Here is a 25,101-nt window from a genome sequence, read left to right as displayed (position 1 = left end):
TGCGGGTGGAGGCGAAGTCTCCCCTGCTCTAGGAAAGGAGCTGCTGGGCGACGGTCTTCGCGGTGTTGCTGGAGATGGCGAAGCCGACGCCGATGTTGCCGGCGGTTTCGCTGGTCGAGGCGATCGCCGTGTTGATGCCGATGAGTTGGCCGGCGGTGTTGACCAGGGCGCCGCCCGAGTTGCCGGGGTTGATCGCGGCGTCGGTCTGGATGGCGCCGGTGATCTTCGCGCCGGATGAGGACTGGGTGCCGCGGGTGCCCTGGCCGCCGCTGTCGGAGCTTTCGTCGATCTCGCGGTTGAGGGCGCTGACGATGCCGGAGGTGACCGAGGATTCCAGGCCCAGGGGGCTGCCGATGGCCAGGACCGTGTCGCCCACCTTGACCGACGAGCTGTCGGCGAACGCCAGGGGGGTGTAGGTGCCGCCGCCGGTGAGTTTGATGACGGCCAGGTCGGTGGCCGGGTCGGTGCCGACGATCGCGGCGGTGCCGGACTTGCCGTCGGAGAAGGTGATCTGGACCGTGTTGCCGCGGGCGGTCTCGACCACGTGGTTGTTGGTGAGGATCGAGCCGTCGGTCGTGATGATGACGCCGGAGCCGACGGCGGAGCCGGTGTTGATGGAGACCACGCTCGGCAGGACCGCGGCGGCCACGTCGGCCAGGTTGGCGGTGCCCGTGGAGGTGCTCGAGTTCTGCGCGCTGACGACGGTGCTCGTCGCGGCGGCCGGGCGCAGTTCCAGGGCGGCGACGCCGCCGCCGACGGCCGAGGCGATGGAGAGGGCGGCCGCGGCCACCACCGCGACGACGCCCTTGCTCAGCCGCCGGGACTTCAAGGCGGCGGGCGCGGGTGTCACATACGGCGACGACGGCGGGTACCACTGTGGCGGGTGCTGCATGTGCGGGACGTGCGGCGGCACGGTGTTGCTCGGCATGTGCTGCGGTACCTCGGCGGCCGGCGGCTGCGCCCATCCCTGCTGTTCGCTCATGTTTTGAGCTTGCCGACGGCAGCTTGCGGGCTACCGGGAGCGGCCTGGGAAGCGGCTGTGAGCGGGAGCCGAACCTGGAAAGTCGCCCCGCCACCGGGAGTGACGAAGACGGAGACGGTGCCGCTGTGCACGGCCACGAGCGCCGCGACGATCGCGAGACCCAGGCCGCTGCCGCTGTGCGCGCCGCCGGCCTGCTTGCGGGTCCGCGCCTTGTCGACGCGGTAGAACCGCTCGAAAACCCGGGCCGCCTGCTCATCGGTGAGACCGGCGCCGTGGTCGATGATCTCAATGAGCGCATCGGTACTGTCCCGACGCAGCCGAAGCTCAACGGGCGTCCCGGCGGGGGTGTGCGTGAGCGCGTTGGTCATGAGGTTGCCGACGACCTGGCGCAGCCGGGCCTCGTCGCCGTGGACCTCGATCGGCTCGTCCTGCTCCAGTTCGAGGCCGATCTGGCGGTCGGGTGCCACCGCGGAGGCGGCCGCGACCGCGTCGCCGGCGATGACCCGCAGGTCCATGTCGTCGAGGCTGAGCGGGCGCTCCTGGTCGAGGCGGGCCAGCAGCAGGAGGTCCTCGACGAGCAGCCCCATCCGGGCGGCCTCGTCCTCGATGCGGCGCAGCAACGCCGCCGTCTCCTCGGGAGCTCGGGCGGCGCCCTGGCGGTACAACTCGGCGAAACCCCTGATGGTCGTCAGCGGCGTGCGCAGCTCGTGGGAGGCGTCGGCGATGAACTGCCGCATCCGGTCCTCGGAGGCCTCCCGCATCCGGAAGGCGCCTTCGATCTGGCCGAGCATCACGTTGAGCGCGCCGGCCAGGTGGCCCATCTCCGTCTCCGGCGGGCTCTCCGGCACGCGCTTGGTCAGGTCACCGGCGGCGATGGCGGCCGCGGTGCGCTCGATCTCCCGCAGCGGCTGCAGGCTGGTCCGCACGATGGTGACGCCGACGGCGGCGATGACCACGAGCACGCCCGCGCCGATGAACAGCTCGGCCGCGACCAGCTCGTCCACCGCGTTGTCGATCATCGACAGGTTTTCGGCGGCGCCGAGGATGGTGTTGGACCGGTTGACGATGAAGATCCGCCAGCGCTCCTTGGTGCCGGAGGCGCGCACGGTGTAGGGCTCGCCGACGTGGTCGAGCAGCTCGTCGGCAGTGGTCGGCAGCGGCGGGCGGGCCCCGCCGTCGGGCAGGCCGACGGTCCGCAGCTCCAGGCCGCCGTCGTCGCCCTTGGCCAGCCAGAAGTAGAAGTAGTTGCTCTGCACGATCGACGAGGCGGTGGTCTGCTGCACCAGCCGGTTGATGTCGACGGTCCCGGCGAGCTGGCGCAGCTGGCCGTCCACCTTGTCGATCATCGAGCTGCGCATCACCAGGGCGCTCGCGACGCCGATGACGAGCAGGGCCATGGTGACCAGGCTCAGGACGGCCGCGACGAGCTTGACTCGCAGCGGCACGTCGGCGATGAACCGCACGCGGGTCCCCGGGGTCAGACGGGCAGGCGCAGGACGTACCCCACGCCCCGCAGCGTGTGGATCAGCCGCGGCTCGGCGATGTCGACCTTGCGGCGCAGGTAGGAGATGTAGGACTCCACGATGCTGTCGTCGCCGCGGAAGTCGTAGTTCCAGACGAAGTCCAGGATCTGCGCCTTGGACAGGACCCGGCCGGCGTTGAGCATGAGGTAGCGCAGGAGCTTGAACTCCGTCGGGGACAGCGCGATCGTCTGCCCCGCGCGGCTCACCTCGTGCGTCTCCTCGTCCAGCTCCAGATCGTGGAAGACCAGCCGGTTGGGCCCGGGGTCGCCGGCGGTGCGGCGCAGGACGGCGCGGATGCGGGCGGTGAGCTCCTCGAGGCTGAACGGCTTGGTGACGTAGTCGTCGCCGCCGAGCGTCAGACCGCGGACCTTGTCCTCGGTGCCGTCGCGAGCGGTCAGGAACACCACGGGGAGCCGGACGCCACCCTCGCGCAGCCGCCGGATCACCTCGAACCCGTCGAGGTCGGGCAGCATCACGTCGAGGACCACCAGGTCGGGCTTGCTGTCGCGGGCCGCGGTGACCGCCTCGCTGCCGGTGGTCACCGCGTCAACCGCAAAACCGGCGAAACGCAGGCTGGCCGAGAGCAGCTCGCGGATATTCGGGTCGTCCTCGACCACGAGCAGCTTCGCCTCAGCCTGCGCCACGCCTGGCGACGATGCACCCCCGGATTGTGCGACGCCGCCTCGTACCCCCATGCGCATATCCTGCCGCCCTCCGCTTGAACGGGGCTGGTGGTTGCCTGGGAAGTTCCTGGGCCCGCTACCCCCTACCTCAGCAAGCGTCTCACCTGGTCGATGGCGCCGTCCAACACCACGAGGGTGGCCCGCATGGTCTCCTGGCTGGCCCGCCCGGTCCGGGCCAGGCGGCGCACCTCGGCCAGCAACTGAGCGGCCTTCTCCTCCAGCTCCCCGACCACGTCGGCGGGCGGCGGCGACGCCGGACGGGTGCTCGCCGCTCCGGGCCGCGGCGGATAGCCCCAGCCGAACGACGTCGGGCCGGGCGGCGCGTTGCGGACCTGGCGGCTGGCCTCCTTCAGCTCCCGCTTCAGGTCGCGCACGGAGCCGCGGACACCCTGCTCGACCTCGTCGGCCAGGGTGGAGAGGTCGGCCAGGGAGGCGTTGATGTCGGCCTCGAGGGCCTCCAGCTCCCGGGCCCGCCGGTCGAGCTCCTCGCGGCCGGCGCCGGTGATCTCGTAGACCTTCCGGCCGCCCTCGGCCGTGTGCGAGATCAGGCCGTCGGCCTCCATGCGCTGCAGGCGGGGGTAGATGGTGCCGGCGGATGGCGCGTAGAGCCCGTGGAAGCGGTTCTCGAGCAGGCGGATCAGCTCGTAGCCGTGGCGCGGGCCCTCGTTGAGCAGCTTGAGGAGGTACAGCCGCAGCCGGCCATGACTGAAGACGGCACTCATTCCGCCACGTCCTCCTCGTCGTCCACCGGTCGCCGCAACAGGGAGATGCTCCCAGACGTCGCGCTGGCGGCCAGATGCCCACCGGTCCCGGTGCCGAGCCGCCCGGTGACGCTGTTGCGGGCGTGCTGGTCGAGCTCGGGGAACGCGTTGACGACGTGCCCGGAGACGGCGTGGAGGCTGACCCGCAGGTCGCTGTCCTCCCGGACCCGGGCCGTGATCTCACCCGACACCGTGTCCAGGTGCACCTCGGTGCCGGCCGGCGGGTTGTCCAGGTCGCAGGTGACCGAGCCGGAGATGGTCCGGGCGATGACCTTCCCGGCCGTCGAGTCGGCCACGACGATCTCGCCGGAGACGGTCTCGAGCTCGACCTCGCCGCCGAGCGTCAGCCCCTCGATCGAGCCGGACACGACCCGCCCGGAGACCGGCCCGTCGATGCCGAGCAGGGTGATCCGGCCGCTGGTGACGTTGACGTGGGCCCCGTTGTGCAGGGAGGAGGCGATGATCGTGCCCGAGGCGACGTGGAGCCGGACGGTGGCCCCGGTCGGCACCACGACCGACAGGTCGACCTTGAACCGGGCGCTGAACAGCCACCACAGGAACCCCGGCCAGCCCTTGGGGAACTCCTGCGACACGTCCAGCCGCCCGTTGCCGAGCTCGACGCGGACGGCCCGGTCGGCGATCTCGGCCACCTCGACCCGCGCCGGCCCCTCGTCGGACCCGACGACGTTGAGCCGCCCGGCGACGAGCGAGACGTTGAGGTCGACGACCTCTTCGTCGAGCGCGAGCCGCTCGGGCTCAGTGATCTTCCACGCGGTCATGCCGCAAGCGTAGCGCGAAACGCGATACATCGCGATAGTGTCGTGCACGATACGTGTCGCGCGGCGTCCGTTACTCGTCGTCCTCGTCGTCCAGGCGGGCCAGGTAGACGGCGAGGCGCTCGATCGGGGTCTCGAACTCCGGGTGGAGGTCGACGAAGTCGCGCAGGCGCTCGGCCAGCCACGCGAGCGTGACCTCCTCCTCGCCGCGGCGCTGATCGAGCTCCTCGATCCCGCGATCCGTGAAGTACATGAGTGCGTGCCTCCAGACGAGAAAACGGGGGCACGGCGTGGACTCGCCGTGCCCCCAGGTAGTACCACCGCAGCTTGTCAGGGCTTGGGCAGGGCCGCCTCGATCAGCGCCTGCTGCTCGGCGTCGTGCAGCTTCGTCGAGCCGACAGCGGGGGCGGCGGCGGCCGGGCGCGAGATGCGGCGCAGGCCGACCCCCTGGAGCTGCTCGAGCAGGTTGAGGGCGATGAACGACCAGGCGCCCTGGTTGGCCGGCTCCTCCTGGACCCAGGCGAAGTCCTCGGCGTTGGGGTATTGCTCCAGCGCCGCCGTCAGCTCCTCGATCGGCATCGGATAGAGCTGCTCCACCCGCAGGATGGCCGTGTCGGTGATGCCGCGGTCGGTGCGCGCCTGGAGCAGGTCGTAGAAGACCTTGCCCGAGCAGAGCAGGACCCGCTTCACACCGGCCGGGTCGAGCGCGGTGCCCTTCACGCCCGGGTCGGCCATCACCGTCTGGAACGTGCCGGTGGTGAAGTCCTCGACGCTCGACACGCACAGCCGGTGCCGCAGCAGCGACTTGGGCGTGAAGACGACGAGCGGCTTCTTCTTCGGCGACAGGGCCTGGCGGCGCAGCAGGTGGAAGTGGTTGGCCGGGGTCGTCGGCACGGCCACCCGCAGGTTGTCCTCGGCGCACAGCTGCAGGTAGCGCTCCAGGCGGCCGGACGTGTGGTCCGGGCCCTGGCCCTCGTGCGAGTGCGGCAGCAGCAGGGTGACCGAGGCCAGCTGGCCCCACTTCACCTCGCCGGAGGAGATGAACTCGTCGACGATCGACTGGGCGCCGTTGACGAAGTCGCCGAACTGCGCCTCCCACATGACCAGCGCGTCCGGGTTTTCCACCGAGTAGCCGTATTCGAAGCCCATGGCCGCGAACTCCGACAGCAGCGAGTCGTAGACGAACAGCTTCGCGTTGTCCTTGATCAGCGAGGACACCGGGAAGTAGTCGCCGCCGGTCTCGGCGTCGACGATCGCGGCGTGCCGCTGGACGAACGTGCCGCGCCGCGAGTCCTGGCCGGAGAGGCGGACGGTGACGCCGTCGCGCAGCAGGGCGCCGAAGGCGATGATCTCGCCGAAGCCCCAGTCGATGTCACCCTCGGCGGCCATCTTCGCGCGGCGGTCGAGCAGCTGCTGGACGCGCTTGTGCGGGGTGAAGCCGTCGGGGAGCTTGACGTGCGCCTCACCGATGGCGCGCAGCACCGACTCATCGATCTTGGTCTCGACGACCGGCTCCGGCTCCGGCGCGCGCAGCCGGGTGAGCCGGGCGGCGGGCGTGGAGGAGGCGTCGCGGGTCGCCTTGAACACGGTCTCGAGCTGCTCGTGGTAGTCCTTGAGCAGGGCCTCGGCCTCCGTGATCGGGATGTCGCCGCGGCCGATCAGCTCCTCGGTGTAGATCTTTCGCACCGAGCGCTTCTGGTCGATGATCGCGTACATCAGCGGGTTGGTCATCGAGGGGTCGTCGCCCTCGTTGTGGCCGCGCCGGCGGTAGCAGACCAGGTCGATCACGACGTCCTTGTTGAACGCCTGGCGGTATTCGAACGCCAGCCGCGCCACCCGCACGACGGCCTCGGGGTCGTCGCCGTTGACGTGGAAGATCGGCGCCTGGATCATCCGGGCGACGTCGGTCGAGTAGAGCGAGGACCGCGAGTATTCCGGGGCGGTGGTGAACCCGACCTGGTTGTTGACCACGACGTGGACCGTGCCGCCGGTGCGGTAGCCGCGCAGCTGCGACAGGTTGAGCGTCTCGGCGACCACACCCTGGCCGGCGAAGGCCGCGTCACCGTGGATGAGCAGCGGCAGGACCGTGTAGCCCTCGAGCTTGAGGTCGATCTTGTCCTGCTTGGCCCGCACGATGCCCTCGAGAACCGGGTTGACGGCCTCCAGGTGCGACGGGTTGGCGACGACCGAGACGGTGGTCGCGTGCTCGCCGTTGGGGTGCGTGTACTTGCCGGTCATGCCCAGGTGGTACTTCACGTCGCCGGAGCCGTGCGCCGACTTCAGGTCGAGGTGGCCCTCGAACTCGGAGAAGATCTTCTCGTAGGGCTTGCCGACGATGTTGGCCAGCACATTGAGCCGGCCGCGGTGGGCCATGCCGATGACGACCTCGTCGAGCTCGCCCTCGGCCGAGTTCTGCAGGATCTCGTCGAGCAGCGGGATCAGCGACTCGCCGCCCTCCAGCGAGAAGCGGCGCTGCCCGACGTACTTGGTCTGCAGGAAGGTCTCGAACGCCTCGGCCGCGTTGAGCCGGTTGAGGATGTGCTTCTGCTCCTCGGTCGACGGCTTCTCGTAGGGCTTCTCGACCCGCTCGGCGATCCAGCGCCGCTCCTCCGGGTCCATGATGTGCATGTACTCCACGCCGACGCGCCGGCAGTAGGAGTCGCGCAGCACGCCCAGGACGGAGCGCAGCTTCATCTTCTGCTTGCCGGAGAACCCGCCGACCGGGAAGACGCGGTCGAGGTCCCACAGCGTCAGGCCGTGCTCCAGGACGTCGAGGTCCGGGTGGCGGCGGATGCGGAACTCCAGCGGGTCGGTGTCGGCCATGAGGTGGCCGCGGACCCGGTAGGCGTGGATGAGCTCGACGACCCGGGCCGCCTTGTCGATCTGCCCCTCGGAGGTGCGGGCCACGTCGCGGACCCAGCGCACCGGCTCGTATGGGATGCGCAGCGCGGTGAAGATCTGGTCGTAGAACCCGTGCTCGCCGAGCAGCAGCTCGTGCATGACCTTGAGGAACTCGCCGGACTGGGCGCCCTGGATGATCCGGTGGTCATAGGTGCTGGTCAGCGTGATGATCTTGCTGATGCCGAGCTCGGCCAGGGTCTCGTCGGACATGCCGGCGTAGGGCGCCGGGTATTCCATCGCGCCGACGCCGACGATCGCGCCCTGCCCGGCCATCAGCCGCGGCATCGAGTGCACGGTGCCGATGCCGCCCGGGTTGGTCAGCGAGACGGTGGTGCCGGCGTAGTCGTCCATGGTCAGCTCGTTGCGCCGGGCCCGCCGGACGATGTCCTCGTAGGCCGACCAGAACTGCCGGAAGTCCATGTCCTCGGCGCCCTTGATGCTGGGCACCACCAGCGTGCGCGAGCCGTCCGGCTTGGCCAGGTCGATCGCGATGCCGAGGTTGACGTGCTCGGGCTCGACCAGGTTGGGCTTGCCGTCGATCTCGGCGAAGCTGTTGTTCATCTCCGGGTGCGCGGCCAGGGCCCGGACCAGCGCGTATCCGATCAGGTGGGTGAACGACACCTTCCCGCCGCGGCCGCGGGCGAGATGGTTGTTGATCACGATCCGGTTGTCGGAGAGCAGCTTGGCCGGCACGGCGCGCACGCTCGTGGCGGTCGGCACCTCCAGCGAGAGGTCCATGTTCTGCACGATGCGGGCGGCGACACCGCGCAGCGGGACGTGCTTGGCGCCACCGGTGGGAGCGGGTGTCTCCTTCGTGGGCGCGGGCTTGCTGGCGGGGACCGCCTTCTTCTCGACGGGCTTCGCGGCAGGCTTCTCCACCGGCTTGGGCGGGGCGGCCTTCGCGGGAGCGGCCTTCGCCGGGGCGGGCGCGGCGGCCGGGGCGGCGGCCTCAGCGTCGGGGGCCGGCTTGTAGTCCGCGAAGAAGTCGTGCCACGCGGAGTCCACGCTGGCCGGATCCGCGAGGTACTGCTGATACATGTCCTCGACGATCCACTCGTTCGGGCCAAATCCCGCCAGCGGATTCTCCTGCGAGTTGGTCGCTTGGGTCGACACGGCTGTTGATCGCCTCTTCCAAACGCGAGTTGCTAGGGGTTACGGATGTCCGGCCCTTTAGGCTACGCGCTGCCTAACGCTCGTTCGTCGTCGACGCCGCCGGAGTGACCATGTAGACGAGCGGGGCTGACGTTGTAGATGAGCCGTTCGTGGCCTGACCCTTACAACTGTGGCCGCCTCGCGGCGGCCACAGTTGTCCAAGATCTTGCAGTTATCTTGACCGAGTCGGTGACGCTCCGCTCACGCGATGTCGCGCTTGCGGGTGATCAGGGTGCCGATGCCGCCGAGCACGACGGCCCAGCCGACGAGCACCACGACCCCGACCCAGCGGGCCGGCAGGTGGGTGTCGCCCATCTGGCCCTGCAGCGAGCCGACCACGTGCTCGGAGGCGAGCGGCGGGATGTACACCGCCGCCTGCAGCACCCAGTCCTCCTTGATCAGGTACTCGCGGATCAGCGCCAGCACGATCAGGGCCGCGTAGGTGCCGATGGTGTAGACGACGGCCGCGGTGATCGTCGCGCCGATCTGGCTGCGCAGCAGCACGCCGATGCCGATGCCGAAGACCGCCCACAGCGCGTAGACCAGCAGGTTGAGCAGGATCGCCTGCTGCGCGTCCCAGTGCCCCAGGCTGTTGCCGACGCCCTCGGCGGAGAAGAAGATCGCGCCGACGATCAGGTTGATCACGGTGGCGAGCAGCCAGAACATGAACGCCATGGCCGCGCCGGTGATCAGCTTGGCCACGATGACCTTGGTCCGCTTCGGCGTCGCCAGGAACGTCGCCGTCGCGGTCTGGTGGTAGAACTCGTTCGTGATCAGCAGGATCGCCATCAGCATGACCATCATCAGGCCGAAGAACTGGCCCGAGGTGTAGACGTTGGCGGCGATCCGGGCCAGGCCGACGCCGGTGTGGGCCTGCGCGATCGAGTCCTTCTCGTGCTGCTGGTTGGCCAGGTACTGCGCCTTGTCGTCGTCCGACAGCCCCGGCGGCGGGGGCTCGTTGAGGTAGTCCGGCGTCGACAGCTCCGAGTCGGCCTGCGCGGTGTTGATCAGCAGGGCCAGCCCGACGAACGCCACCGAGCAGATCAGGAAGATCCACCACATGTTCGTGGTGCGCAGCTTGATCAGCTCCGCGCGGATGAGCCGGGTCATCGGATGGCCGCCCTTCCCTGGGTCAGTTCGAGGAACACGTGCTCCAGGTCCGGCTTCTCGGCGACCAGCTCGTGCAGCTCGACCCCGGCCTGCAGGGCCAGCTTGCCGACGGCCGGGGCGTCCAGGCCGCTGACCAGGTGGGCGCCGTTGCTGCCGGGGTTGATGGCCCCGCCGGCTTCGCGGACCGCCGCCACCAGCTCCTGGATGTTGGGCGTGCGGACCCGCACCGTGGCCTGGGTCGTGCCCTGGCCGACGATCGACTCCATCGGGCCCTGGGTGACCAGCTTGCCGGCGGCGATGATGACCACGTCGTCGGCGAGGATCTCCATCTCCGACAGCAGGTGGCTGGAGACGAGCACGGTGCGGCCCTGCTGGGCCAGGCCCTGCAGGAGCCCGCGCATCCAGCGGATGCCCTCGGGGTCCAGGCCGTTGGCCGGCTCGTCGAGGATCAGCACCTGCGGGTTGCCCAGCAGCGCCTGGGCGATGCCGAGGCGCTGCTTCATGCCGAGGGAGTACCCCCGGAACTTGCGCTTCGCCGCGGTGGTGAGCCCGACCAGCTCCAGCACCTCGTCGACGCGGGCCGTGGGAAACCCGCCGGCCGCGGCCACACAGCGCAGGTGGTTGCGCGCGGTGCGGCCCTTGTGCGCGGCCGAGGCCTCGAGGATCGCCCCGACCAGCTTCAGCGGCTCGGCCACGTCCGCGTAGCGGTGCCCGCTGATCGTCGCGCTGCCGGCCGTGGGTGAGACCAGGTTGAGCACCATGCGCAGCGTTGTGGTCTTGCCGGCGCCGTTCGGCCCGAGGAACCCGGTGACGCGGCCCGGCTCGACCACGAACGACAAATTGTCGACGGCTCTGACGTTGCGGTACTGCTTCGTCAGGCCGGAGACGACGATCTGCCCGTTGTTGGACAACGTGCCGCTCCCTCCTAGAGACAGGTGAAGGCGTCAATATGACATGTCCGGACAAGTCCCGGTGATCTCGGGTTATCTGTCCGACACTCTGATGACGTGTTTGAGGCCCGACCAGGTTCCGTCGATCGCGCACACCTTAACGTCCACTCGCCCGTTGGCCAGGGCGAACTCGCGCACCCCGGTCTCGTCGAGGTCGGTGGTCAGGCCCGAGGAGCGTTTCGGCCAGGCCACCCAGAGCGCGCCCGCGGGCGGGGTCAGCCGGTGCAGCACCGGCCAGCGGCGCCGTAATCGGGCGAGGTCCGGACAGAACATGACGATGACGTCATAGAGCCCCGGCGTGCCGCGCCGGTGCAGCGACACGTCCGCCGGGAGGTCGGCCAGGTCGAATCCGGCCGGGGCGCCGTCCAGCAGAACGCGATGTCCCGCATGGATCCCCAGCTTCTTGGGCAACGGTGTGCCTGAATATCCCGCCATGGCTGACCACGGTAACGACAGTTCACCCGGAGGCCATCAGGGAAACCTGTGAGCGTCAGCCATCCGCAGACCTCGACGCCTACACCGAACGCATGACGATTCTCGCCGTCGCCACCGGCCCGCAAGAGCTGGGCGACTTGCAGCGCTACACCCTGCTGGTGGCCACCGACGGCGCCCAGGTCCGGGCCGCACAACGGCTCCGCCATGAGGTCTTCGCCGGTGAGCTGGGCGCCACCCTGCACAGCACCGAAGCGGGCATCGACGTCGACCCCTTCGACGAGTTCTGCGATCACCTGATCATCCGCGAGGAGCTTACCGGGCAGGTCGTCGGGACCTACCGGATGCTCCCCCCGGACCGGGCGGTGCGGGCCGGCGGCCTCTACGCCGACACCGAGTTCGACCTCGCGGGCCTGGCCCAGCTGCGCGGCGGCCTGGTCGAGACCGGCCGCTCCTGCGTGCACCCCGACCACCGCAGCGGCGCCGTGATCAACCTGATGTGGGCCGGCATCGCCCGCTACATGCACCTGCACGACCACCGCTGGCTGGGCGGCTGCGCGTCGGTGCCCCTCGCCGACGGCGGCGAGCTCGCCGCGGGCGTGTGGGACCTGGCCCAGCGCAAGCACATGGTGCCCAGCGCCTGGACCGTCCGCCCCCGCAACCCGTGGCTGCCGCCCGTCCCGGCCCCGGCCAAGGTCGCCGTGCCGCCGCTGCTCAAGGGCTACCTCCGGCTCGGCGCCTGGATCGCCGGCGCCCCCGCCCACGACCCCGACTTCGACTGCGCCGACTTCTACGTCCTGCTGTCGCTGGACCGGATCAACCCGCGCTACATGCGCCACTTCCTCGGACAGGAGTGACCGCCATGACTGTGACGGCGACACCGATGACGGTCCTGGACAGCCTCTGGCTGCCCCGCTCGACCTGCGGCGCCGACTGCCTGGCCGACGCCCCGTCGCGGCACGTGTCCCGCCTGGTCATGGCCAAGCGCGTCGTGGTCACCGGCATCGTGCTGCTCCTGGCCGGCCTGGCCGTCCCGGTGCTGGCCGTGCTACCGCAGCGGCAGCTGATCAAGGCCCAGCGCATCCTGGCCCGCGCCGTGCTGGCCGGCCTCGGCATCCGGCACGCCGCCACCGGCCGGATCCCGCAGTCCGGCGCGCTGGTGGTGGCCAACCACGTGAGCTGGCTGGACGTGATCGTGATCCTGGCGCACGCACCGGCCCGGCTGCTGGCCAAGCGCGAGGTCCGCGCCTGGCCCCTGATCGGCCGGCTGGCCTTCACGCTCGGCACCGTCTTCGTCGACCGCTCCCGGCCCAAGCGCCTGCCCGACACGGTCGCCGAGGTGAGCCGCAACCTGGCCGCCGGTGGCGTGGTGGCGGTCTTCCCGGAGGGCACGACGTGGTGCGGGCGCATGGGCGGCACCTTCAGGCCGGCGATGTTCCAGGCCGCGGTGGACGCGGGGGTGCCGGTCGTGCCCGTCCGCCTCACCTTCGCCCAGAACGGGGTGGTGTCGACGGTGGCCGCCTTCATCGGCGACGAGAGCCTGGCCACGTCGCTCCGGCGCGTGGTGGCCGCCCGCGACCTGTCCATCGGCCTGCGCGCCTACCCGAAGATCCACCCCGCCCCGTGCGACCAGCACGCCGGCCCGCGCCGCGTGCTGGCCAAGGCGGCGGCCGCAGTGGTCGGCCCGGCCTGAGCTCCGCGCACACCGAGCCGGGCCGGCCCGCGCCGGGCCGGCCCGCGCCGACCCGGCTTTCCATTACTCGTAAATTGGACATAAGCGATAAGTCGGAAATGCGGGACCGAACAATCCGGCATATCCGATGTGCGCAACGAAACAGCGGCGCATCGGCATCGCACAATCGCCGCCGGCGTGACCTTGACAACACCAACGATCGCCGGCGTCGCGAGTTTGCGCAGGTCAAGGCCCTTGTTCACGAGATCGTCGCGGTGCCGGGAAGCGCGCGGCCCGCCCCCGGACAGGCCCCGGGCGCGGCGGCGACCAGCCCACCGTAGGGCTTTGCCGAAATGCTGTAGTCCGGCAAGTCAGCCTAATGTCCCCAGTCGGGCGATATGGGCGTAGCACATCACCCCCTTACATTCTTGTCGTGCCCGCTCGCCGCACCCGAACTGCAACCGTCACGCTGCTGACCGCTGCCCTGCTGATCCTGGGCGGCGCCATCGCCGCGTCCGGCAGTGATGACAGCGGCACGCCCTTCAGCGTCCCGGCCGGGGCGGCGCAGACCGCCGCGCCCAAGCCGCACGCCGTCGGGGTGCGGCACTTCAACTTCTCCCGCGGCAAGGACCGGTCGCTGCCGACCACCGTGTGGTATCCGGTGCGCGGCTCGGCCCGGCTGACCCGGGGCCGGACGCAGAACGACGCGACGCCCCTGCCCGGCGAGTTCCCCCTGATCCTGTGGAGCCACGGCTTCTACAGCAACCCGCAGATGCAGGAGGGGATGACGAAGTTCCTGGCCGAGTCCGGGTACATCGTCGCCGCCCCGGCGTATCCGTTCACCAAGAAGGACGGGCCGAAGTTCGACAAGACCGACGTGCCCAACCAGGCCGTCGACGCGTCGTTCGTGATCAGTGAGCTGATGAAGGCGGGCGGCCCGCTCGCGGCCAGCATCGACCCGGACCGGCTCGGCGCGATCGGGCACTCCGGTGGCGGCACGACGACGGACTGGCTGTTCACCGGCAAGCGGGACCCGCGGCTCAAGGTCGGGGTGATCTTCGCGGGCCGGCCGACCGGCGCCTACAAGGGCAGCCCGGTGCCGATGCTGTTCGTGCACGGGGACAAGGACCCGGTCGTCAACTACAGCCAGGGGCGCGAGTCCTACGGCAAGGACCCGTGGCCGAAGGCGTTCCTGACCATCGAGGGCGGCGAGCACGGCGCCGGGACCAACGACCCGGAGCGCGGCCACGTGCAGGTGCTGGCCACGCTGCTGAACTTCCTCAACTACGCGTTCAACGACGACGACGTGGCCCGGGTGCGGCTGCCGATCGACGCCACATTGCCGGGCTACACGCACTTCGAGTCGTCGGGCATCGACCTGGGCGACTACCCCAGCGCGACGAACAGCACCACCGCTACGACCACGACGACGGCCACGCCGACGCCGGCCCAGAGCAAGGTCTTGGACCTCGCCGGCTCTTCTCGCTGACTGTTGCTGGTGTCCACCCACGCCTGAAACGCCTGAGTGTTCTGACTCGGGTCCATTCGCTCATCGGGCATGCGCGCCACCCTACCGAGCGCGCTACTGCCGACAGTGGCCGAACAGTGTCGGATTGTGGCACTCTCCCCCGCATGGGCTACCCCGAACGGTCCTGGTGGGGCTGGGGCCACGCCGACGCGGCCCTCGACGACGCGGCCTGCCACCGCCTCGCCGAGCGCACGCTGCGCCCCTGGCTGCCGATCGACGGCGCGCTCACCCCGCTGCCGGCCGACCCGGTCCTGCCGAAGCCGCGGCTGAGCCCGCCCCCGACCTTGGCCGGGGCGTTCCTGAGCGATCCGCTGAGCCGGGCCGGGCACGCCTACGGCAAGGCCTTCCGCGACGTCGTGCGGGCCCTGCACGGTGAGCTGCCCAACCCGCCCGACCTGGTGTGCCGGCCGCGCACGGAGCCGGACGTGGTCGCCGCGCTCGACTGGGCCGCGTCGACCGGGACACCGATCGTGCCCTACGGGGGCGGCTCGTCGGTGGTGGGCGGGGTCGAGTACCGCGGCGAAGGCCCCTGGGTCTCACTGGACCTGAGCCGGCTCGACCGGGTCGAGGAGGTCGACGACGTCAACCTGGCCGTGCGGGTGCAGGCCGGCGTGTTCGGCCCGGCCCTGGAGCGGGCCCTCGAGCCACACGGCCTCACCCTGCGCCACCTGCCGCAGAGCTTCGAGTTCTCCACCGTCGGCGGCTGGCTGGCGACCCGCTCCGGCGGGCACTACGCGACCGGCCCGACGCGCATCGACCACTTCGTCGAGGCGATGCGCGTGCTGACCCCGCAGGGCCCGGTCGAGTCGCCGCGGGTGCCCGCCAGCGGTGCCGGCCCCGACCCCAACGGCCTGTTCCTGGGCTCGGAGGGCGCCCTCGGCGCGATCGTCGAGGCGTGGCTGCGGGTGCGGCCCAAGCCGGAGCGAAGAGCCAAAGCCACAATCCTGTTCCGGGGGTACTCCCAGAGCGTCGACGCCACCCGGGAGCTGGTCCAGTCCGGGCTGCGCCCAGCGAACTGCCGCCTGCTCGATCCGGTGGAGGCGATGCTCAACGCGGGCGCGACCGACGGGCAGGCCCGGCTGATGCTCGGCTTCGAGGGCCCCGACGCGGCCCTGCTGCCGTCGGCGCTGGAGATCTGCCGGGCTCAGGGCGGTACCGAAGCCGAACGCTCTTCCGGGTCTTTCCGGCAGACGTTCCTGCGGGCGCCCTACACGCGCGATGCCCTGGTCAGGCTGGGCCTGATCGTGGAGACCGTCGAGACGGCGTGCACGTGGAGCCGGTTCGAGGCCCTGCACGCCGCCGTGCTCGCCGCCGCGCGGGCCGCGGCACCGGACCGGGTCGCGCTCGTGTCGTGCCGGTTCACCCACGTCTACCCGGACGGGCCGGCCCCCTACTTCACGATCGTCACGCCCGGCCGCCGCGGCGCCGAGGTCGCGATCTGGGACGAGATCAAGGCCGCGGTGAGCGACGCGATCGCCGCGCACGGCGGCACCATCACCCACCACCACGCCGTGGGCCGCGACCACCGCCCGTGGTACGACGCCGAGCGGTCGCCGCTGCTGCAGGCCACCCTGCGCGCGGCCAAGCGCACCCTAGACCCGCGCGGCGTCCTCAACCCGGGCGTCCTCGTCTGACCTGGTCAGGAGCCGCCGCAGCAGCACCCCCAGGCCGATCAGGGCCAGCCCGAGCAGGAAGAACGCGACCGTGAACCCGAGCGAGGTCTCGGTCACGCCGAGCGCGCCGAGCTTGTTCAGATCGATGAAGGGGTACGGATACTCGTGCACGAACGCCCCGCGGACCAGGGCGAACACCAGGTACGCGAGGGGGTAGCCGAGCCACGCCGCCGCATACCACCAGCGCACCCGCTCGCGCTCGACGACCAGCCAGGTGACCGCGGCCAGGATCGGCGTCACCGTGTGCAGCAGCAGGTTGTGCAGGGCGTGCGCACCCTCGTCGACCTGGTAGAACGGGCTCGACGGGTTGGCCAGCAGCGCGTGGTAGACGATCCCGGTGATGCAGCTGTAGAGCGTCGCCGCGCCCCGCACCCAGGCCGGGACCGGGCGAAACACGGCGACCGCGGAGACGGCGGCGATGATCAGCGCGCTCTGCACGGTGAAGTAGACGAACGACACGAGGTCCCCGTGGTTCCACAGCATCAGGGCGACGATCCCGCTCACCGCCGACACCGCGGTGAGCGCCCGGAACACGACTCTCATGCGCGGGAACGTAGCCGGAAATCGTCCTTCGCGGAAGCTCGTACCGTTGATGCCATGCGTCTGCTCCCGGTCGCCGCCGCCCTGATCGCCCTGGCCGGCTGCTCCGCACCGGCCCCGGCCCACCCGGCGCCCGCCGCGTCGTCGATCGTGCCGTCGGTCGCGCCGTCAGTCGCGCCGTCGGCCGTCACGGACCTGGCCGCGGTGCGGCTGCCGGACCCGCTGGCGCTGCCGCCGTCGGGGCTCCCGGTGTCGTCGCAGCAGGTGACGTACACGCGTGAAGGAAGGAAGTTGCGGACGGTCGTGTGGACGCCGGACCGGGCCGGGCGCTACCCCGCGGTCCTGTTCAGCCACGGCCTCAACGGGACACCGGAGGCGTTCGCGCCGCTGCTGAAGAGCTGGGCGTCCGCGGGGTTCGTGGTCATCGCCCCGGCCTTTCCGAACACGACCCGGGGCGCGGCCGAGTTCGACGTGTACGACGTGCTCAACCAGCCGGCCGACGCCAGCTACGTGCTGGGCCAGGTGCTGGCCGGGCCGCTCGGCAAGCGCATCGACGCCGGCCGGCTGGCCGCGGCCGGGCACTCGGCGGGGGCGATCACGACGGTGGGCCTGTTCACGGCCGCTCGTGACACCCGGCTGCGCGCGGGGGTGATCCTGGCCGGGAGCGGTCTCGGCGTCGGCACGGGCTTCAGCGGTACCCCCGCCGCATTGTTCTTCGTCCACGGCGACGCCGACCAGCTGGTGCCCTATGCCAGCGGCAAGACGACCTATGACCTGGTGCCGTGGTCCAAGGCGATGCTGAGCATCCCCGGCGGCGACCACAACGCGCCGTTCGAGCGCCCGGCCGCGACCGCCGCCGTGCTGCAGTTCCTGCGCCTGGAGCTCTACGGCGACCAGTCGGCCCGCGCGGCCTTCAAACCGACCGCGCGGCTGGACTCGCACCTGTAGCGGTTCAGGCGGTGTGGTCCAGGACGACCTTGCCGAAGACGTCACCCGAGTGGAGCAGCTCGAAGGCCTTGCGGGCCTCGGAGAACGGGAGCACCGAGTCGATGACCGGGCGGATGCCGGTGCGGGCCAGCAGCTCCATGAGGGCGGCCAGCTCCTCCGGGGTGCCCATGCTGGTGCCGAGGATCTCCAGCTGCAGGGCGAAGACCCGGCGCAGGTCGACCTTCGGCAGGTGGCCGCTGGTGGCACCGGAGACCACGATCCGCCCGCCCATCTTGGTGGACTTCATGGAGTGCTCGAAGGTCGCCTCGCCGACCGTCTCGACGACGACGTCGACGCGCTCGGGCAGGCGGGCGCCGGGCTCGAACGCGGTGGCGCCGAGGACCGTGATCCGCTCCCGCTTGGCGGCGTCGCGGCTGGTGGCGTAGACCCGGGCACCCAGGGCCCGGCCGAGCAGGACCGCGGCCGTGGCCACGCCGCCGCCGGCGCCCTGGACGAGCACGGCGCCGCCGGACTCCAGGCGGCCCTTGCTGGTGAGCATGCGGTAGGCCGTCAGCCAGGCCGTGGGCAGGCAGGCGGCCTCGGCGAAGCTGAGCTCGGCCGGCTTGGGGACCAGGTTGTAGGCGGGCACGGTGACCCGCTCGGCCACCGTCCCGGGGTAGTACTCGGACAGGATCGAGAAGGCGCCCTTGTCGGTGTGGACGACCGGGTAGACGACGACCTCGGTGCCGTCCGGGCCGATCCCGGCGGCGTCGCAGCCGAGGATCATCGGCAGCTGCTCCGCGCGGAGACCGACGCCGCGCAGGGACCACAGGTCGTGGTGGTTGAGGGCGCTCGCGCGCACCTCGACCACGGACCAGCCGTCCTGCGGCGCCGGCTCCGGGGCGTCGCCGATCTCGAGCACGGACAGCGGATCGGCATCGTTGAACGCGGTTGCGAATGCGGCACGCATGTCCGTGACCCTAACGCTGGTTAACGCAGGACGCCGTCGCGGCGGGCGGCCTCGGCGACCGCGGCCGCCACCGCGGGGGCCACCCGCGGGTCGAGGGCGCTCGGCACGATCGTGTCGGGGGTGAGCTCACCGGCGCCGAGGACGCCCGCGATGGCGTTGGCCGCGGCGACCTTCATCCCGTCGGTGATGCGGGTCGCGCCGGAGTCCAGGGCGCCGCGGAAGATGCCCGGGAAGGCCAGCACGTTGTTGATCTGGTTGGGGAAGTCGCTGCGGCCGGTGGCCACGACGCTGGCGTAGCGGGCCGCGATCTCCGGGTGGACCTCGGGCGTCGGGTTGGCCAGGGCGAAGATGGCGCCCTCGGGGGCCATGCCGGCCAGCGCGGCCTCGCCGATCGTGCCGCCGGAGACGCCGATCAGCACGTCGGCCCCGCGCAGGGCGGAGGCGATGTCGCCGGTGACGCCGCCGGCGTTGGTGTCCGCGGCCAGCGCGGCCTTGGCCGCGTTGAGGTCGGTCCGGCCGTTGTGCAGGCAGCCGCGCGAGTCCAGCACGATGATCTCGCCCGCGTCGGCGCCGCCGCTGATCAGCATCCGGGTCACCGCGACACCCGCCGCGCCCGCGCCGCTGACCACGATGCGCAGGTCGCCGAGGTCGCGGCCGAGGACCTGGCAGGCGTTGCGCAGGGCGGCCAGGACCACGATCGCGGTGCCGTGCTGGTCGTCGTGGAAGACCGGGATCGGCAGCGACTCCTCGAGCCGCCGCTCGATGTCGAAGCAGCGCGGCGCCGAGATGTCCTCGAGGTTGATGCCGCCGAAGGACGGCGCCAGCGCGGTCACGATCCGCACGATCTCGTCGGGGTCCTGGGTGTCGAGGCAGATCGGCACCGCGTCCACCCCGCCGAACTGCTTGAACAGCACGGCCTTGCCCTCCATCACCGGCATCGCCGCGCGCGGGCCGATGTTGCCCAGGCCCAGCACCGCGGAGCCGTCGGTGACGACGGCGACGGCCTTGCCGACCCAGGTGAGGGAGTGGATGAGCGACTCGTCCGCGGCGATGGCCTCGCAGACGCGGGCGACGCCGGGCGTGTAGGCCAGGGAGAGGTCCTCGCGAGTGGACAGCGGGACCGTCGACTGCACCGAGAGTTTTCCACCGCTGTGCAGCTCGAAGACGGGATCGGAAACAGGATCGGACACGGATGTAAGCACGGGGGCTCCTTTGCCACGGCTTGTCATACAGGGAGGACGCGCGGCGCGGGTGAAAGCGCGAAAGAATGTGCGATATGCGGCCCGGGGGTCTCCCGTATCCGCATCACCTTAGCGTGGGGCCCGGCGCAGGCGCACCGGTTGTGGCCACCAGCGAAATGTCACACGACCGATGATGTCCGCGCGACCGTACCGCACCGAATCGTCGCTGCCGAACGGGTTGTCGCCGACCAGCCACCACCCATCGCCGTCGGCCCGCTCGACCCGTTTGACCACCAGCAGCCCGGGCCGGCTGCGGAAGGCGGCGACCACCACGTCGCCCGGTTTCGCCGTCGTCGCGCGCCGCACCAGGATGCGATCTCCGGAGCGCAGCGCGGGCACCATGGACGGCCCCGAGACGAGTGCCGCGAACCACGGCAGCCGCATGAAATCCCCGAACTTGGATAGGAGTAGGGTCAGCTTCTGAGGATCATCGCAAATCACCCTGGAGGGTTCGATGCGACTGTCGCGGCTTTTCACCCCGCGCACTGTGGTGAGCGCCCACTGCGACCTGCCGTGTGGTGTCTACGACCCGGCGCAGGCCCGAATCGAGGCCGAGTCCGTCAAGGCAATCTCCGAGAAATATCAGGCCAACGAGGACCCCGCGTTCCGCACGCGCGCCCTCATCATCAAGGAACAGCGCAGCGAGCTGGTCAAGCACCACCTGTGGGTGCTGTGGACCGACTACTTCAAGCCGCCGCACTTCGAGAAGTACCCGCAGCTGCACTCGCTGTTCAACGAGGCCACGAAGCTCGCGGGCGCGTCCGGCGCCAAGGGCTCCGCTGACCCGGCGGTCGCCGAGCAGCTCCTGGCCAAGATCGACGAGATCGCGAAGATCTTCTGGGAGACCAAGCAGGCCTGAGCGCCGAACCCTTCCCCCATCCCGCGCGCCGTGCGGGGTGGGGGAATACTTTTGCGCATGATCCGCCCCGCCACACCCGCCGACGTGCCCGAGATCGTCGCCATGGTCTACGAGCTGGCCGACTTCGAGCGGGCCCGCGACGAGTGCCACCTGACCGAGGCGCAGCTGCGGGCCTCGCTCTTCGGCCCCTCCCCCGCCGTGTTCTGTCTCGTCGCCGAGGTGGACGGGCAGGTCGCCGGCATGGCGCTGTGGTTCCTGACGTACTCCACGTGGGAGGGCGTCCACGGTGTGTACCTGGAGGATCTGTACGTGCGGCCGGCGGCGCGGGGTACCGGTGCGGGCAGGGCCCTGCTGCGCGCGCTCGCGGCGGTCTGCGTCGAACGCGGCTACCGCCGCCTCGAATGGGCGGTGCTGCACTGGAACCCGGCCCGCGAGTTCTACGAGCATCTCGGGGCCGCGCACAAGGAGGACTGGCTGCCCTACCGGCTCACCGGCGCGCCGCTGGAAGCACTCGCCGCGTCGGCGGGTGCGCCGACGTCGTAGAGTCGCGGGCGAGGGGGTTCGATTACGTGACTCAGGTCGTTCCGAAGAGGTCCGGTTCCGACGGCGACGACGTGGTGCTGCTGGCGGTCCCGGCGTCACCCGCGTACCTCGGCGTGCTGCGCACGGCCACGGCCGGTCTGGCCGCGCGCCTGCAGTTCACCCTGGACGAGATCGAGGACCTGCGCATCGCCGTCGACGAGGCCTGCGCGATGCTGCTCGCGGTCGCCGCGGACACGCCCCAGCTGGGTGACACGGTGGAGCTGTCCTGCCGGTTCACCGTGACCAGCGACGCCCTGACGGTCTACACGACGGTGCCCCTGGGCTCCCCGGACGAGCGGCTGCCGGGCGGCGAGTCGTTCGCCTGGCAGGTGCTCAGCGCCCTCGCCGACGAGGTGTCGGCGACGGTGGACGCGCACCAGGCCGGCATCCGCCTGACGAAACGCCGCCCGTCCTGAGGCTTCGAGCGCCCGCCGGTAGGCCGCGATCTCGCGCGACGACCCCGGCGGGGCCGGCGCCACGGCGGTGCGGCCGACCGCAACGCGTTCGCCCCGCGGGTCGCCGGTCGAGGCGGAGTGCCGCTCGGCGGGCGCGGTCAGACGCCGGCCACGACGTTCATGTGCTCGGCCGGGCGGATGTTGTCGATGTGCTGGCGGGCCAGCTCCATCGCCTGGGCCACGTCCTGGGCCCGGATCGCCGCGAGCAGCGCCCGGTGGTCGCGGTCGACCGCGTGCCAGAACGGCGGCCGCGCGGCCAGCTCGACGGCGTCGCGGTTGGCCAGGCTGTAGAGCGGCCGCACGACCAGGCTGAGCAGCGAGTTGCCGGACGCCGCGGCCACGGTCAGGTGGAACGACGCGTGGGCCTCGATGCGCCGGGCCAGGTCGTCGTGGTCCGGGTCGAACATCGCCCGTTCGAGCTCGGCCAGGTGCTGGGCCCCGCGGCGGGCGGCGGCCAGGCCCGCGGCCGGCACCTCCAGCATCCGGCGGACCTCCAGGAAGTCGTCGCCGGTGACCGCGCCGCTGGCCAGCAGCAGGCCGACACCGTCGGAGAGCGTCGCACCGAGGGCACCGGCGTCGGGCTCGGCGACGAAACTGCCGCCGTTGACGCCGCGCATGGTGACGATCAGGTGCTGGCTGCTGAGCAGGCGCAGCGCCTCGCGGACGGTCGAGCGGCTCAGGCCCGACTGCTCGCAGAGCTGCGGCTCGGTGGGCAGACGCTCCCCAGGGCGCAACACGCCCGACATGATGTCGTCGCGGATGCGCTCGGCTAGGACCTGATATGCGGGAGCGACCGTCACGACCACCGAGCGTAGAGCACCGAAACCGATTACGGACCCGTCACAGAGAGATATCGGACCATCTGTGCGACACGAAATGCTGTACCACGTGCGAACCCGATGTCCGGCGAACGAGCGTTTCGGGGTCCCCGGCCGATCTAACGAACACCGAGAGCGACGCGGGTCGCGGGCGCGAACAGCAGCACGGCGCCGGTCAGGCCGAGCACGAACAGGGGCGCGCCGAGCCACGCCGAGCCGGTCTGCAGCATCGTCAGCCCGATCGGCATCTGCAGCATCGACACCACGATCCCGGGGCCGCGGGCCCACCGGCGCCGGCGCTGCAGCGCGAAGCCGATGCCGAGGAAGCACACGGTCATCAGCGCCAGGTAGACGGTCACCGACACGGCCCCCTGGACGGAGGCGGCGTCGGAGGTGAGGTCGAGGTAGATCAGCCACAGCGTCACCGCGGCCAGGGCGGCCCCTTCGACCAGCAGCAGCCGGACCGCCCAGCGCAGGGTCGCCGGGGTCTGCTCGGGGGCTTGTGACCCGCTCACCTGCGCGTCCTTCCGTGTCACCGGTTCTGTGGGTCCCACCTTATCGCGCACGGATGCGGGTACAGTGCTGCGCGTGCGAGCCCTCCTGGTGGTCAACCCCAACGCGACGACGACCACCGAACGCGGCCGGGACATCCTGGTGCGGGCCCTGCGCAGCCAGGTCGACCTGGACGTGGCCTACACGCAGCGCCGGGGCCACGCCGCCGATCTGGCCCGCGAGGCCGCCCGCGACGGCCTGGACCTCGTGGTGACCCTGGGCGGTGACGGCACCGTCAACGAGGCCGTCAACGGCCTGATGACCTTCGACGAGGGGCCCGCCGCGGACCGCGCGCACGATCGACCGGCCCTCGCCGTCGTGCCGGGCGGCTCCACGAACGTGTTCGCCCGGGCGCTCGGACTGCCCAGCGACTGGGCCGAGGGGACCGGCGCGATCCTGGAGGCACTGCGCGACCGGCGCGAGCGCCTCATCGGCCTCGGCCGCGCGGACGACCGCTACTTCACCTTCTGCGCGGGGCTGGGCCTGGACGCCGAGGTGGTCCGCCGGGTGGATCAGTTCCGGCACAAGGGCTCGACCTCCACGCCCCTGCTCTACCTGCGCGCGTTCACGGCCCAGTTCGCGGTCACGAACCGGCGCGTGCCGCTGCTCACGATGCAGTTGCCGGGCGAACCGGCCACGACCGGGCTAACGTGGATGCTGGTGCAGAACACGGCACCGTGGACATACATCGGCGAGCGGCCCGTCAATCCGAATCCGCGCGCCTCGTTCGACACGGGCCTGGATGTGCTCGGGCTCCGGGAGCTGCAGGTCGCCGCGACCACCCGCACGGTGTCGCAGCTGCTGTCCGCGCGCCGGGAGCCCAAAGGAAAGCAGGTCGTGCGCCTGCATGATCTGCCGGGCTTCACCCTGACCGCCGCCAAACCGATCGCCTATCAGGTCGACGGTGAGTACCTCGGCGAGGTCGACAAGTTGGATTTCGCGTCCGTGCCGGGAGCGTTACGCGTAGTGTGTTGAGTCACCCCCGGCGATCAACCACCGAAGGGGGAGAAAGTTGCAGAGAGTCGCGAGAGAGACACCGCGGCCGCATCTCCGAAAGCCCTCCGGTCGTTGACCGAACCGTACTACATTGGTCACTGACTGTTGCGATGCAGGGTCACCAGTCGCCATAAAATCGGACAAAAAGTGCGTGAGCTTGCTCACCGACTTGGATTTTTTTGGTTTGGACCCCTTGACATCGCGGTAGTTCGTGAAAGCATTCACAAGCGAAACGACCACTGAGCGTTGCCCGCACACATGTCTCGGATCTTCAGGCTCCGCCTAGCCGAACCGTTACATGAGTTACATATCGGGAATCACCAACAACGATCCGCGAAAAGAACAAGGAGTGTTGCCGCCATGTCGGACTGGCGCCACCATGCCCTCTGCCGCGACGAGGACCCGGAGCTGTTCTTCCCCATTGGGACTTCCGGCCCGGCGTTGCTGCAGGTTGAGCAGGCTAAGGCGGTCTGCCAGCGCTGCTCCGTGACCTCCGAGTGCCTCCAGTGGGCGCTCGACTCCGGTCAGGACGCAGGCGTCTGGGGCGGAATGAGCGAAGACGAGCGTCGCCTGATGAAGCGTCGCGGTGGCCTCCGGGTCCGCGCTCACTCTGCCTGAGCCTCAATCACACATACGTTCCTAGACGATGAACGCCCCGGCCGATCGGCCGGGGCGTTTGTCGATTTCAGTCGAACAACTCTCCGAAGAAGCTTTCCCGGTGGTGGCGCTTGTGCTTCTTGTGATGGCCGTAATGCCCATAGCCACCGTGCGCCGGCGGGTACTGTTGCTGATACGGCTGCTGCGGATATCCGCCACCGCCGTATGACGGCTGGGGTGGCGGCTGATGGGTTTGCCGGCCCTGCCAGGCCTGCTCGGCGTCGATCAGCCGCTCCAGCTCACCACGGTCGAGAAAGATTCCGCGGCATTCGAGGCACTGGTCGACGGTGACACCGCTGCGCTCGAACTGGCGCATCTCGCCGCGGCACTTGGGGCATGTCATCATCCGTCAACGGTAACC

At 70.6% G+C, this 25,101-nt stretch carries 27 protein-coding genes; 10 read left to right on the top strand and 17 right to left on the bottom strand.

What is annotated here, in order from left to right; all coding sequences use genetic code 11:
• Positions 1–28: 28 nt before the first annotated feature.
• The 10 genes from ACIA8L_RS04935 to ACIA8L_RS04890 form a co-directional block, all read right to left on the bottom strand.
• Positions 29–982: a S1C family serine protease gene (locus tag ACIA8L_RS04935; protein WP_395900482.1), complete on the bottom strand. Its 954-nt coding sequence runs from the start codon at positions 980–982 to the stop codon at positions 29–31.
• Positions 979–2,445 carry a sensor histidine kinase gene (locus tag ACIA8L_RS04930; protein WP_395900480.1) on the bottom strand — a complete coding sequence of 489 codons (1,467 nt, stop codon included), beginning with the start codon at positions 2,443–2,445 and terminating at the stop codon, positions 979–981. Before ACIA8L_RS04930 ends, ACIA8L_RS04935 begins: the two co-directional genes overlap by 4 nt.
• 14 nt (positions 2,446–2,459) lie before the next feature.
• A complete protein-coding gene (locus tag ACIA8L_RS04925) occupies positions 2,460–3,200 on the bottom strand; it encodes a response regulator transcription factor (RefSeq protein WP_223101444.1) in 741 nt (246 codons plus the stop codon).
• A gap of 71 nt (positions 3,201–3,271) precedes the next feature.
• The gene (locus ACIA8L_RS04920) at positions 3,272–3,910 is read right to left on the bottom strand and encodes a PadR family transcriptional regulator (RefSeq protein WP_395900478.1); all 639 of its coding nucleotides are present in this window, start codon (positions 3,908–3,910) and stop codon (positions 3,272–3,274) included.
• Positions 3,907–4,728 (bottom strand): DUF4097 family beta strand repeat-containing protein, encoded by an 822-nt coding sequence (locus ACIA8L_RS04915; protein WP_395900476.1) that lies wholly within the window; start codon positions 4,726–4,728, stop codon positions 3,907–3,909. Before ACIA8L_RS04915 ends, ACIA8L_RS04920 begins: the two co-directional genes overlap by 4 nt.
• Positions 4,729–4,798: 70 nt before the next feature.
• Positions 4,799–4,978: a DUF6104 family protein gene (locus ACIA8L_RS04910; RefSeq protein ID WP_395900474.1), complete on the bottom strand. Its 180-nt coding sequence runs from the start codon at positions 4,976–4,978 to the stop codon at positions 4,799–4,801.
• Positions 4,979–5,055: 77 nt separating this feature from the next.
• Positions 5,056–8,739, bottom strand: a complete 3,684-nt coding sequence (locus ACIA8L_RS04905; protein ID WP_395900472.1) for a multifunctional oxoglutarate decarboxylase/oxoglutarate dehydrogenase thiamine pyrophosphate-binding subunit/dihydrolipoyllysine-residue succinyltransferase subunit — start codon at positions 8,737–8,739, stop codon at positions 5,056–5,058.
• Positions 8,740–8,979: 240 nt separating this feature from the next.
• Positions 8,980–9,888: an ABC transporter permease gene (locus ACIA8L_RS04900; RefSeq protein WP_395900470.1), complete on the bottom strand. Its 909-nt coding sequence runs from the start codon at positions 9,886–9,888 to the stop codon at positions 8,980–8,982.
• Entirely contained in the window at positions 9,885–10,823 is a 939-nt protein-coding gene (locus ACIA8L_RS04895) for an ABC transporter ATP-binding protein (protein ID WP_395901735.1), read from the bottom strand. The genes ACIA8L_RS04900 and ACIA8L_RS04895 overlap by 4 nt, the downstream gene beginning before the upstream one ends.
• 48 nt (positions 10,824–10,871) lie before the next feature.
• Positions 10,872–11,273 (bottom strand): DUF3052 domain-containing protein, encoded by a 402-nt coding sequence (locus ACIA8L_RS04890; protein WP_395900468.1) that lies wholly within the window; start codon positions 11,271–11,273, stop codon positions 10,872–10,874.
• A 92-nt stretch (positions 11,274–11,365) separates the two neighbouring features.
• On the opposite strand from ACIA8L_RS04890, the gene ACIA8L_RS04885 reads away from it, so the two are divergent.
• The 4 genes from ACIA8L_RS04885 (at position 11,366) to ACIA8L_RS04870 (ending at position 16,104) form a co-directional block, all read left to right on the top strand.
• Positions 11,366–12,127 (top strand): GNAT family N-acetyltransferase, encoded by a 762-nt coding sequence (locus tag ACIA8L_RS04885; protein ID WP_395900466.1) that lies wholly within the window; start codon positions 11,366–11,368, stop codon positions 12,125–12,127.
• Between the two features lie 5 nt (positions 12,128–12,132).
• The gene (locus ACIA8L_RS04880) at positions 12,133–12,963 is read left to right on the top strand and encodes a lysophospholipid acyltransferase family protein (RefSeq protein ID WP_395900464.1); all 831 of its coding nucleotides are present in this window, start codon (positions 12,133–12,135) and stop codon (positions 12,961–12,963) included.
• Positions 12,964–13,375: 412 nt separating this feature from the next.
• Positions 13,376–14,431, top strand: coding sequence for an alpha/beta hydrolase family protein (locus tag ACIA8L_RS04875; protein ID WP_395900462.1), 1,056 nt, complete (start codon positions 13,376–13,378; stop codon positions 14,429–14,431).
• A 143-nt stretch (positions 14,432–14,574) separates the two neighbouring features.
• On the top strand, positions 14,575–16,104 hold the full coding sequence (locus ACIA8L_RS04870; protein WP_395900460.1) for an FAD-binding oxidoreductase: 1,530 nt from the start codon (positions 14,575–14,577) through the stop codon (positions 16,102–16,104).
• On the opposite strand, the gene ACIA8L_RS04865 is transcribed toward ACIA8L_RS04870, so the two are convergent.
• Positions 16,063–16,686: a Pr6Pr family membrane protein gene (locus ACIA8L_RS04865; protein ID WP_395900459.1), complete on the bottom strand. Its 624-nt coding sequence runs from the start codon at positions 16,684–16,686 to the stop codon at positions 16,063–16,065. The two genes, ACIA8L_RS04870 and ACIA8L_RS04865, sit on opposite strands and share 42 nt — an antisense overlap.
• A 54-nt stretch (positions 16,687–16,740) precedes the next feature.
• On the opposite strand from ACIA8L_RS04865, the gene ACIA8L_RS04860 reads away from it, so the two are divergent.
• The gene (locus ACIA8L_RS04860; protein ID WP_395900457.1) at positions 16,741–17,631 is read left to right on the top strand and encodes an alpha/beta hydrolase family protein; all 891 of its coding nucleotides are present in this window, start codon (positions 16,741–16,743) and stop codon (positions 17,629–17,631) included.
• 4 nt (positions 17,632–17,635) lie between these two features.
• Here the strand turns inward: ACIA8L_RS04860 and ACIA8L_RS04855 are convergent, their stop codons facing one another.
• From ACIA8L_RS04855 to ACIA8L_RS04845, 3 genes are all read right to left on the bottom strand, one after another.
• On the bottom strand, positions 17,636–18,580 hold the full coding sequence (locus tag ACIA8L_RS04855; protein ID WP_395900455.1) for a zinc-binding dehydrogenase: 945 nt from the start codon (positions 18,578–18,580) through the stop codon (positions 17,636–17,638).
• Positions 18,581–18,600: 20 nt separating this feature from the next.
• The gene (locus tag ACIA8L_RS04850; RefSeq protein ID WP_395900453.1) at positions 18,601–19,782 is read right to left on the bottom strand and encodes an NADP-dependent malic enzyme; all 1,182 of its coding nucleotides are present in this window, start codon (positions 19,780–19,782) and stop codon (positions 18,601–18,603) included.
• A 108-nt stretch (positions 19,783–19,890) separates the two neighbouring features.
• On the bottom strand, positions 19,891–20,205 hold the full coding sequence (locus ACIA8L_RS04845) for a S24/S26 family peptidase (protein WP_395901733.1): 315 nt from the start codon (positions 20,203–20,205) through the stop codon (positions 19,891–19,893).
• Positions 20,206–20,275: 70 nt separating this feature from the next.
• On the opposite strand from ACIA8L_RS04845, the gene sodN reads away from it, so the two are divergent.
• From sodN to ACIA8L_RS04830, 3 genes are read left to right on the top strand one after another with little or no spacing between them, the layout of a single operon-like run.
• A complete protein-coding gene (gene sodN / locus ACIA8L_RS04840; RefSeq protein ID WP_395900451.1) occupies positions 20,276–20,680 on the top strand; it encodes a superoxide dismutase, Ni in 405 nt (134 codons plus the stop codon).
• 57 nt (positions 20,681–20,737) lie between these two features.
• A complete protein-coding gene (locus ACIA8L_RS04835; RefSeq protein WP_395900449.1) occupies positions 20,738–21,223 on the top strand; it encodes a GNAT family N-acetyltransferase in 486 nt (161 codons plus the stop codon).
• A gap of 26 nt (positions 21,224–21,249) precedes the next feature.
• Positions 21,250–21,678, top strand: a complete 429-nt coding sequence (locus tag ACIA8L_RS04830; RefSeq protein WP_395900447.1) for an ATP-binding protein — start codon at positions 21,250–21,252, stop codon at positions 21,676–21,678.
• 137 nt (positions 21,679–21,815) lie between these two features.
• Here the strand turns inward: ACIA8L_RS04830 and ACIA8L_RS04825 are convergent, their stop codons facing one another.
• Positions 21,816–22,517 carry a FadR/GntR family transcriptional regulator gene (locus ACIA8L_RS04825; protein ID WP_395900445.1) on the bottom strand — a complete coding sequence of 234 codons (702 nt, stop codon included), beginning with the start codon at positions 22,515–22,517 and terminating at the stop codon, positions 21,816–21,818.
• Between the two features lie 137 nt (positions 22,518–22,654).
• Positions 22,655–23,050, bottom strand: coding sequence for a hypothetical protein (locus tag ACIA8L_RS04820; protein ID WP_395900443.1), 396 nt, complete (start codon positions 23,048–23,050; stop codon positions 22,655–22,657).
• A gap of 73 nt (positions 23,051–23,123) precedes the next feature.
• Here ACIA8L_RS04820 and ACIA8L_RS04815 point away from each other — a divergent pair, with 73 nt between their 5' ends.
• Positions 23,124–24,062 carry a diacylglycerol/lipid kinase family protein gene (locus ACIA8L_RS04815; protein WP_395900441.1) on the top strand — a complete coding sequence of 313 codons (939 nt, stop codon included), beginning with the start codon at positions 23,124–23,126 and terminating at the stop codon, positions 24,060–24,062.
• Positions 24,063–24,443: 381 nt separating this feature from the next.
• Entirely contained in the window at positions 24,444–24,701 is a 258-nt protein-coding gene (locus ACIA8L_RS04810; protein WP_190257048.1) for a WhiB family transcriptional regulator, read from the top strand.
• Between the two features lie 67 nt (positions 24,702–24,768).
• On the opposite strand, the gene ACIA8L_RS04805 is transcribed toward ACIA8L_RS04810, so the two are convergent.
• Entirely contained in the window at positions 24,769–25,083 is a 315-nt protein-coding gene (locus tag ACIA8L_RS04805) for a zf-TFIIB domain-containing protein (protein ID WP_395901731.1), read from the bottom strand.
• Between the last annotated feature and the right edge of the window lie 18 nt (positions 25,084–25,101).

The sequence above is a fragment of the Dactylosporangium sp. NPDC051541 genome (genome assembly GCF_044454505.1).
Lineage (GTDB): Bacteria > Actinomycetota > Actinomycetes > Mycobacteriales > Micromonosporaceae > Dactylosporangium.
The sequence above is the reverse complement of the archived record's forward strand: the minus strand, read 5'-3'. Positions and strand labels throughout refer to the sequence as shown.

Coding starts and splice junctions, on each gene's coding strand:
- ACIA8L_RS04860 (WP_395900457.1), top strand. CDS start 16,741: ATGCGTCTGCTCCCGGTCGCCGCCGCCCTGATCGCCCTGGCCGGCTGC.
- ACIA8L_RS04920 (WP_395900478.1), bottom strand. CDS start 3,910: ATGAGTGCCGTCTTCAGTCATGGCCGGCTGCGGCTGTACCTCCTCAAG.
- ACIA8L_RS04845 (WP_395901733.1), bottom strand. CDS start 20,205: ATGCGGCTGCCGTGGTTCGCGGCACTCGTCTCGGGGCCGTCCATGGTG.
- ACIA8L_RS04880 (WP_395900464.1), top strand. CDS start 12,133: ATGACTGTGACGGCGACACCGATGACGGTCCTGGACAGCCTCTGGCTG.
- ACIA8L_RS04865 (WP_395900459.1), bottom strand. CDS start 16,686: ATGAGAGTCGTGTTCCGGGCGCTCACCGCGGTGTCGGCGGTGAGCGGG.
- sodN (WP_395900451.1), top strand. CDS start 20,276: ATGCGACTGTCGCGGCTTTTCACCCCGCGCACTGTGGTGAGCGCCCAC.
- ACIA8L_RS04935 (WP_395900482.1), bottom strand. CDS start 982: ATGAGCGAACAGCAGGGATGGGCGCAGCCGCCGGCCGCCGAGGTACCG.
- ACIA8L_RS04910 (WP_395900474.1), bottom strand. CDS start 4,978: ATGTACTTCACGGATCGCGGGATCGAGGAGCTCGATCAGCGCCGCGGC.
- ACIA8L_RS04900 (WP_395900470.1), bottom strand. CDS start 9,888: ATGACCCGGCTCATCCGCGCGGAGCTGATCAAGCTGCGCACCACGAAC.
- ACIA8L_RS04925 (WP_223101444.1), bottom strand. CDS start 3,200: ATGGGGGTACGAGGCGGCGTCGCACAATCCGGGGGTGCATCGTCGCCA.
- ACIA8L_RS04915 (WP_395900476.1), bottom strand. CDS start 4,728: ATGACCGCGTGGAAGATCACTGAGCCCGAGCGGCTCGCGCTCGACGAA.
- ACIA8L_RS04890 (WP_395900468.1), bottom strand. CDS start 11,273: ATGGCGGGATATTCAGGCACACCGTTGCCCAAGAAGCTGGGGATCCAT.
- ACIA8L_RS04810 (WP_190257048.1), top strand. CDS start 24,444: ATGTCGGACTGGCGCCACCATGCCCTCTGCCGCGACGAGGACCCGGAG.
- ACIA8L_RS04805 (WP_395901731.1), bottom strand. CDS start 25,083: ATGACATGCCCCAAGTGCCGCGGCGAGATGCGCCAGTTCGAGCGCAGC.
- ACIA8L_RS04885 (WP_395900466.1), top strand. CDS start 11,366: ATGACGATTCTCGCCGTCGCCACCGGCCCGCAAGAGCTGGGCGACTTG.
- ACIA8L_RS04870 (WP_395900460.1), top strand. CDS start 14,575: ATGGGCTACCCCGAACGGTCCTGGTGGGGCTGGGGCCACGCCGACGCG.
- ACIA8L_RS04835 (WP_395900449.1), top strand. CDS start 20,738: ATGATCCGCCCCGCCACACCCGCCGACGTGCCCGAGATCGTCGCCATG.
- ACIA8L_RS04855 (WP_395900455.1), bottom strand. CDS start 18,580: ATGCGTGCCGCATTCGCAACCGCGTTCAACGATGCCGATCCGCTGTCC.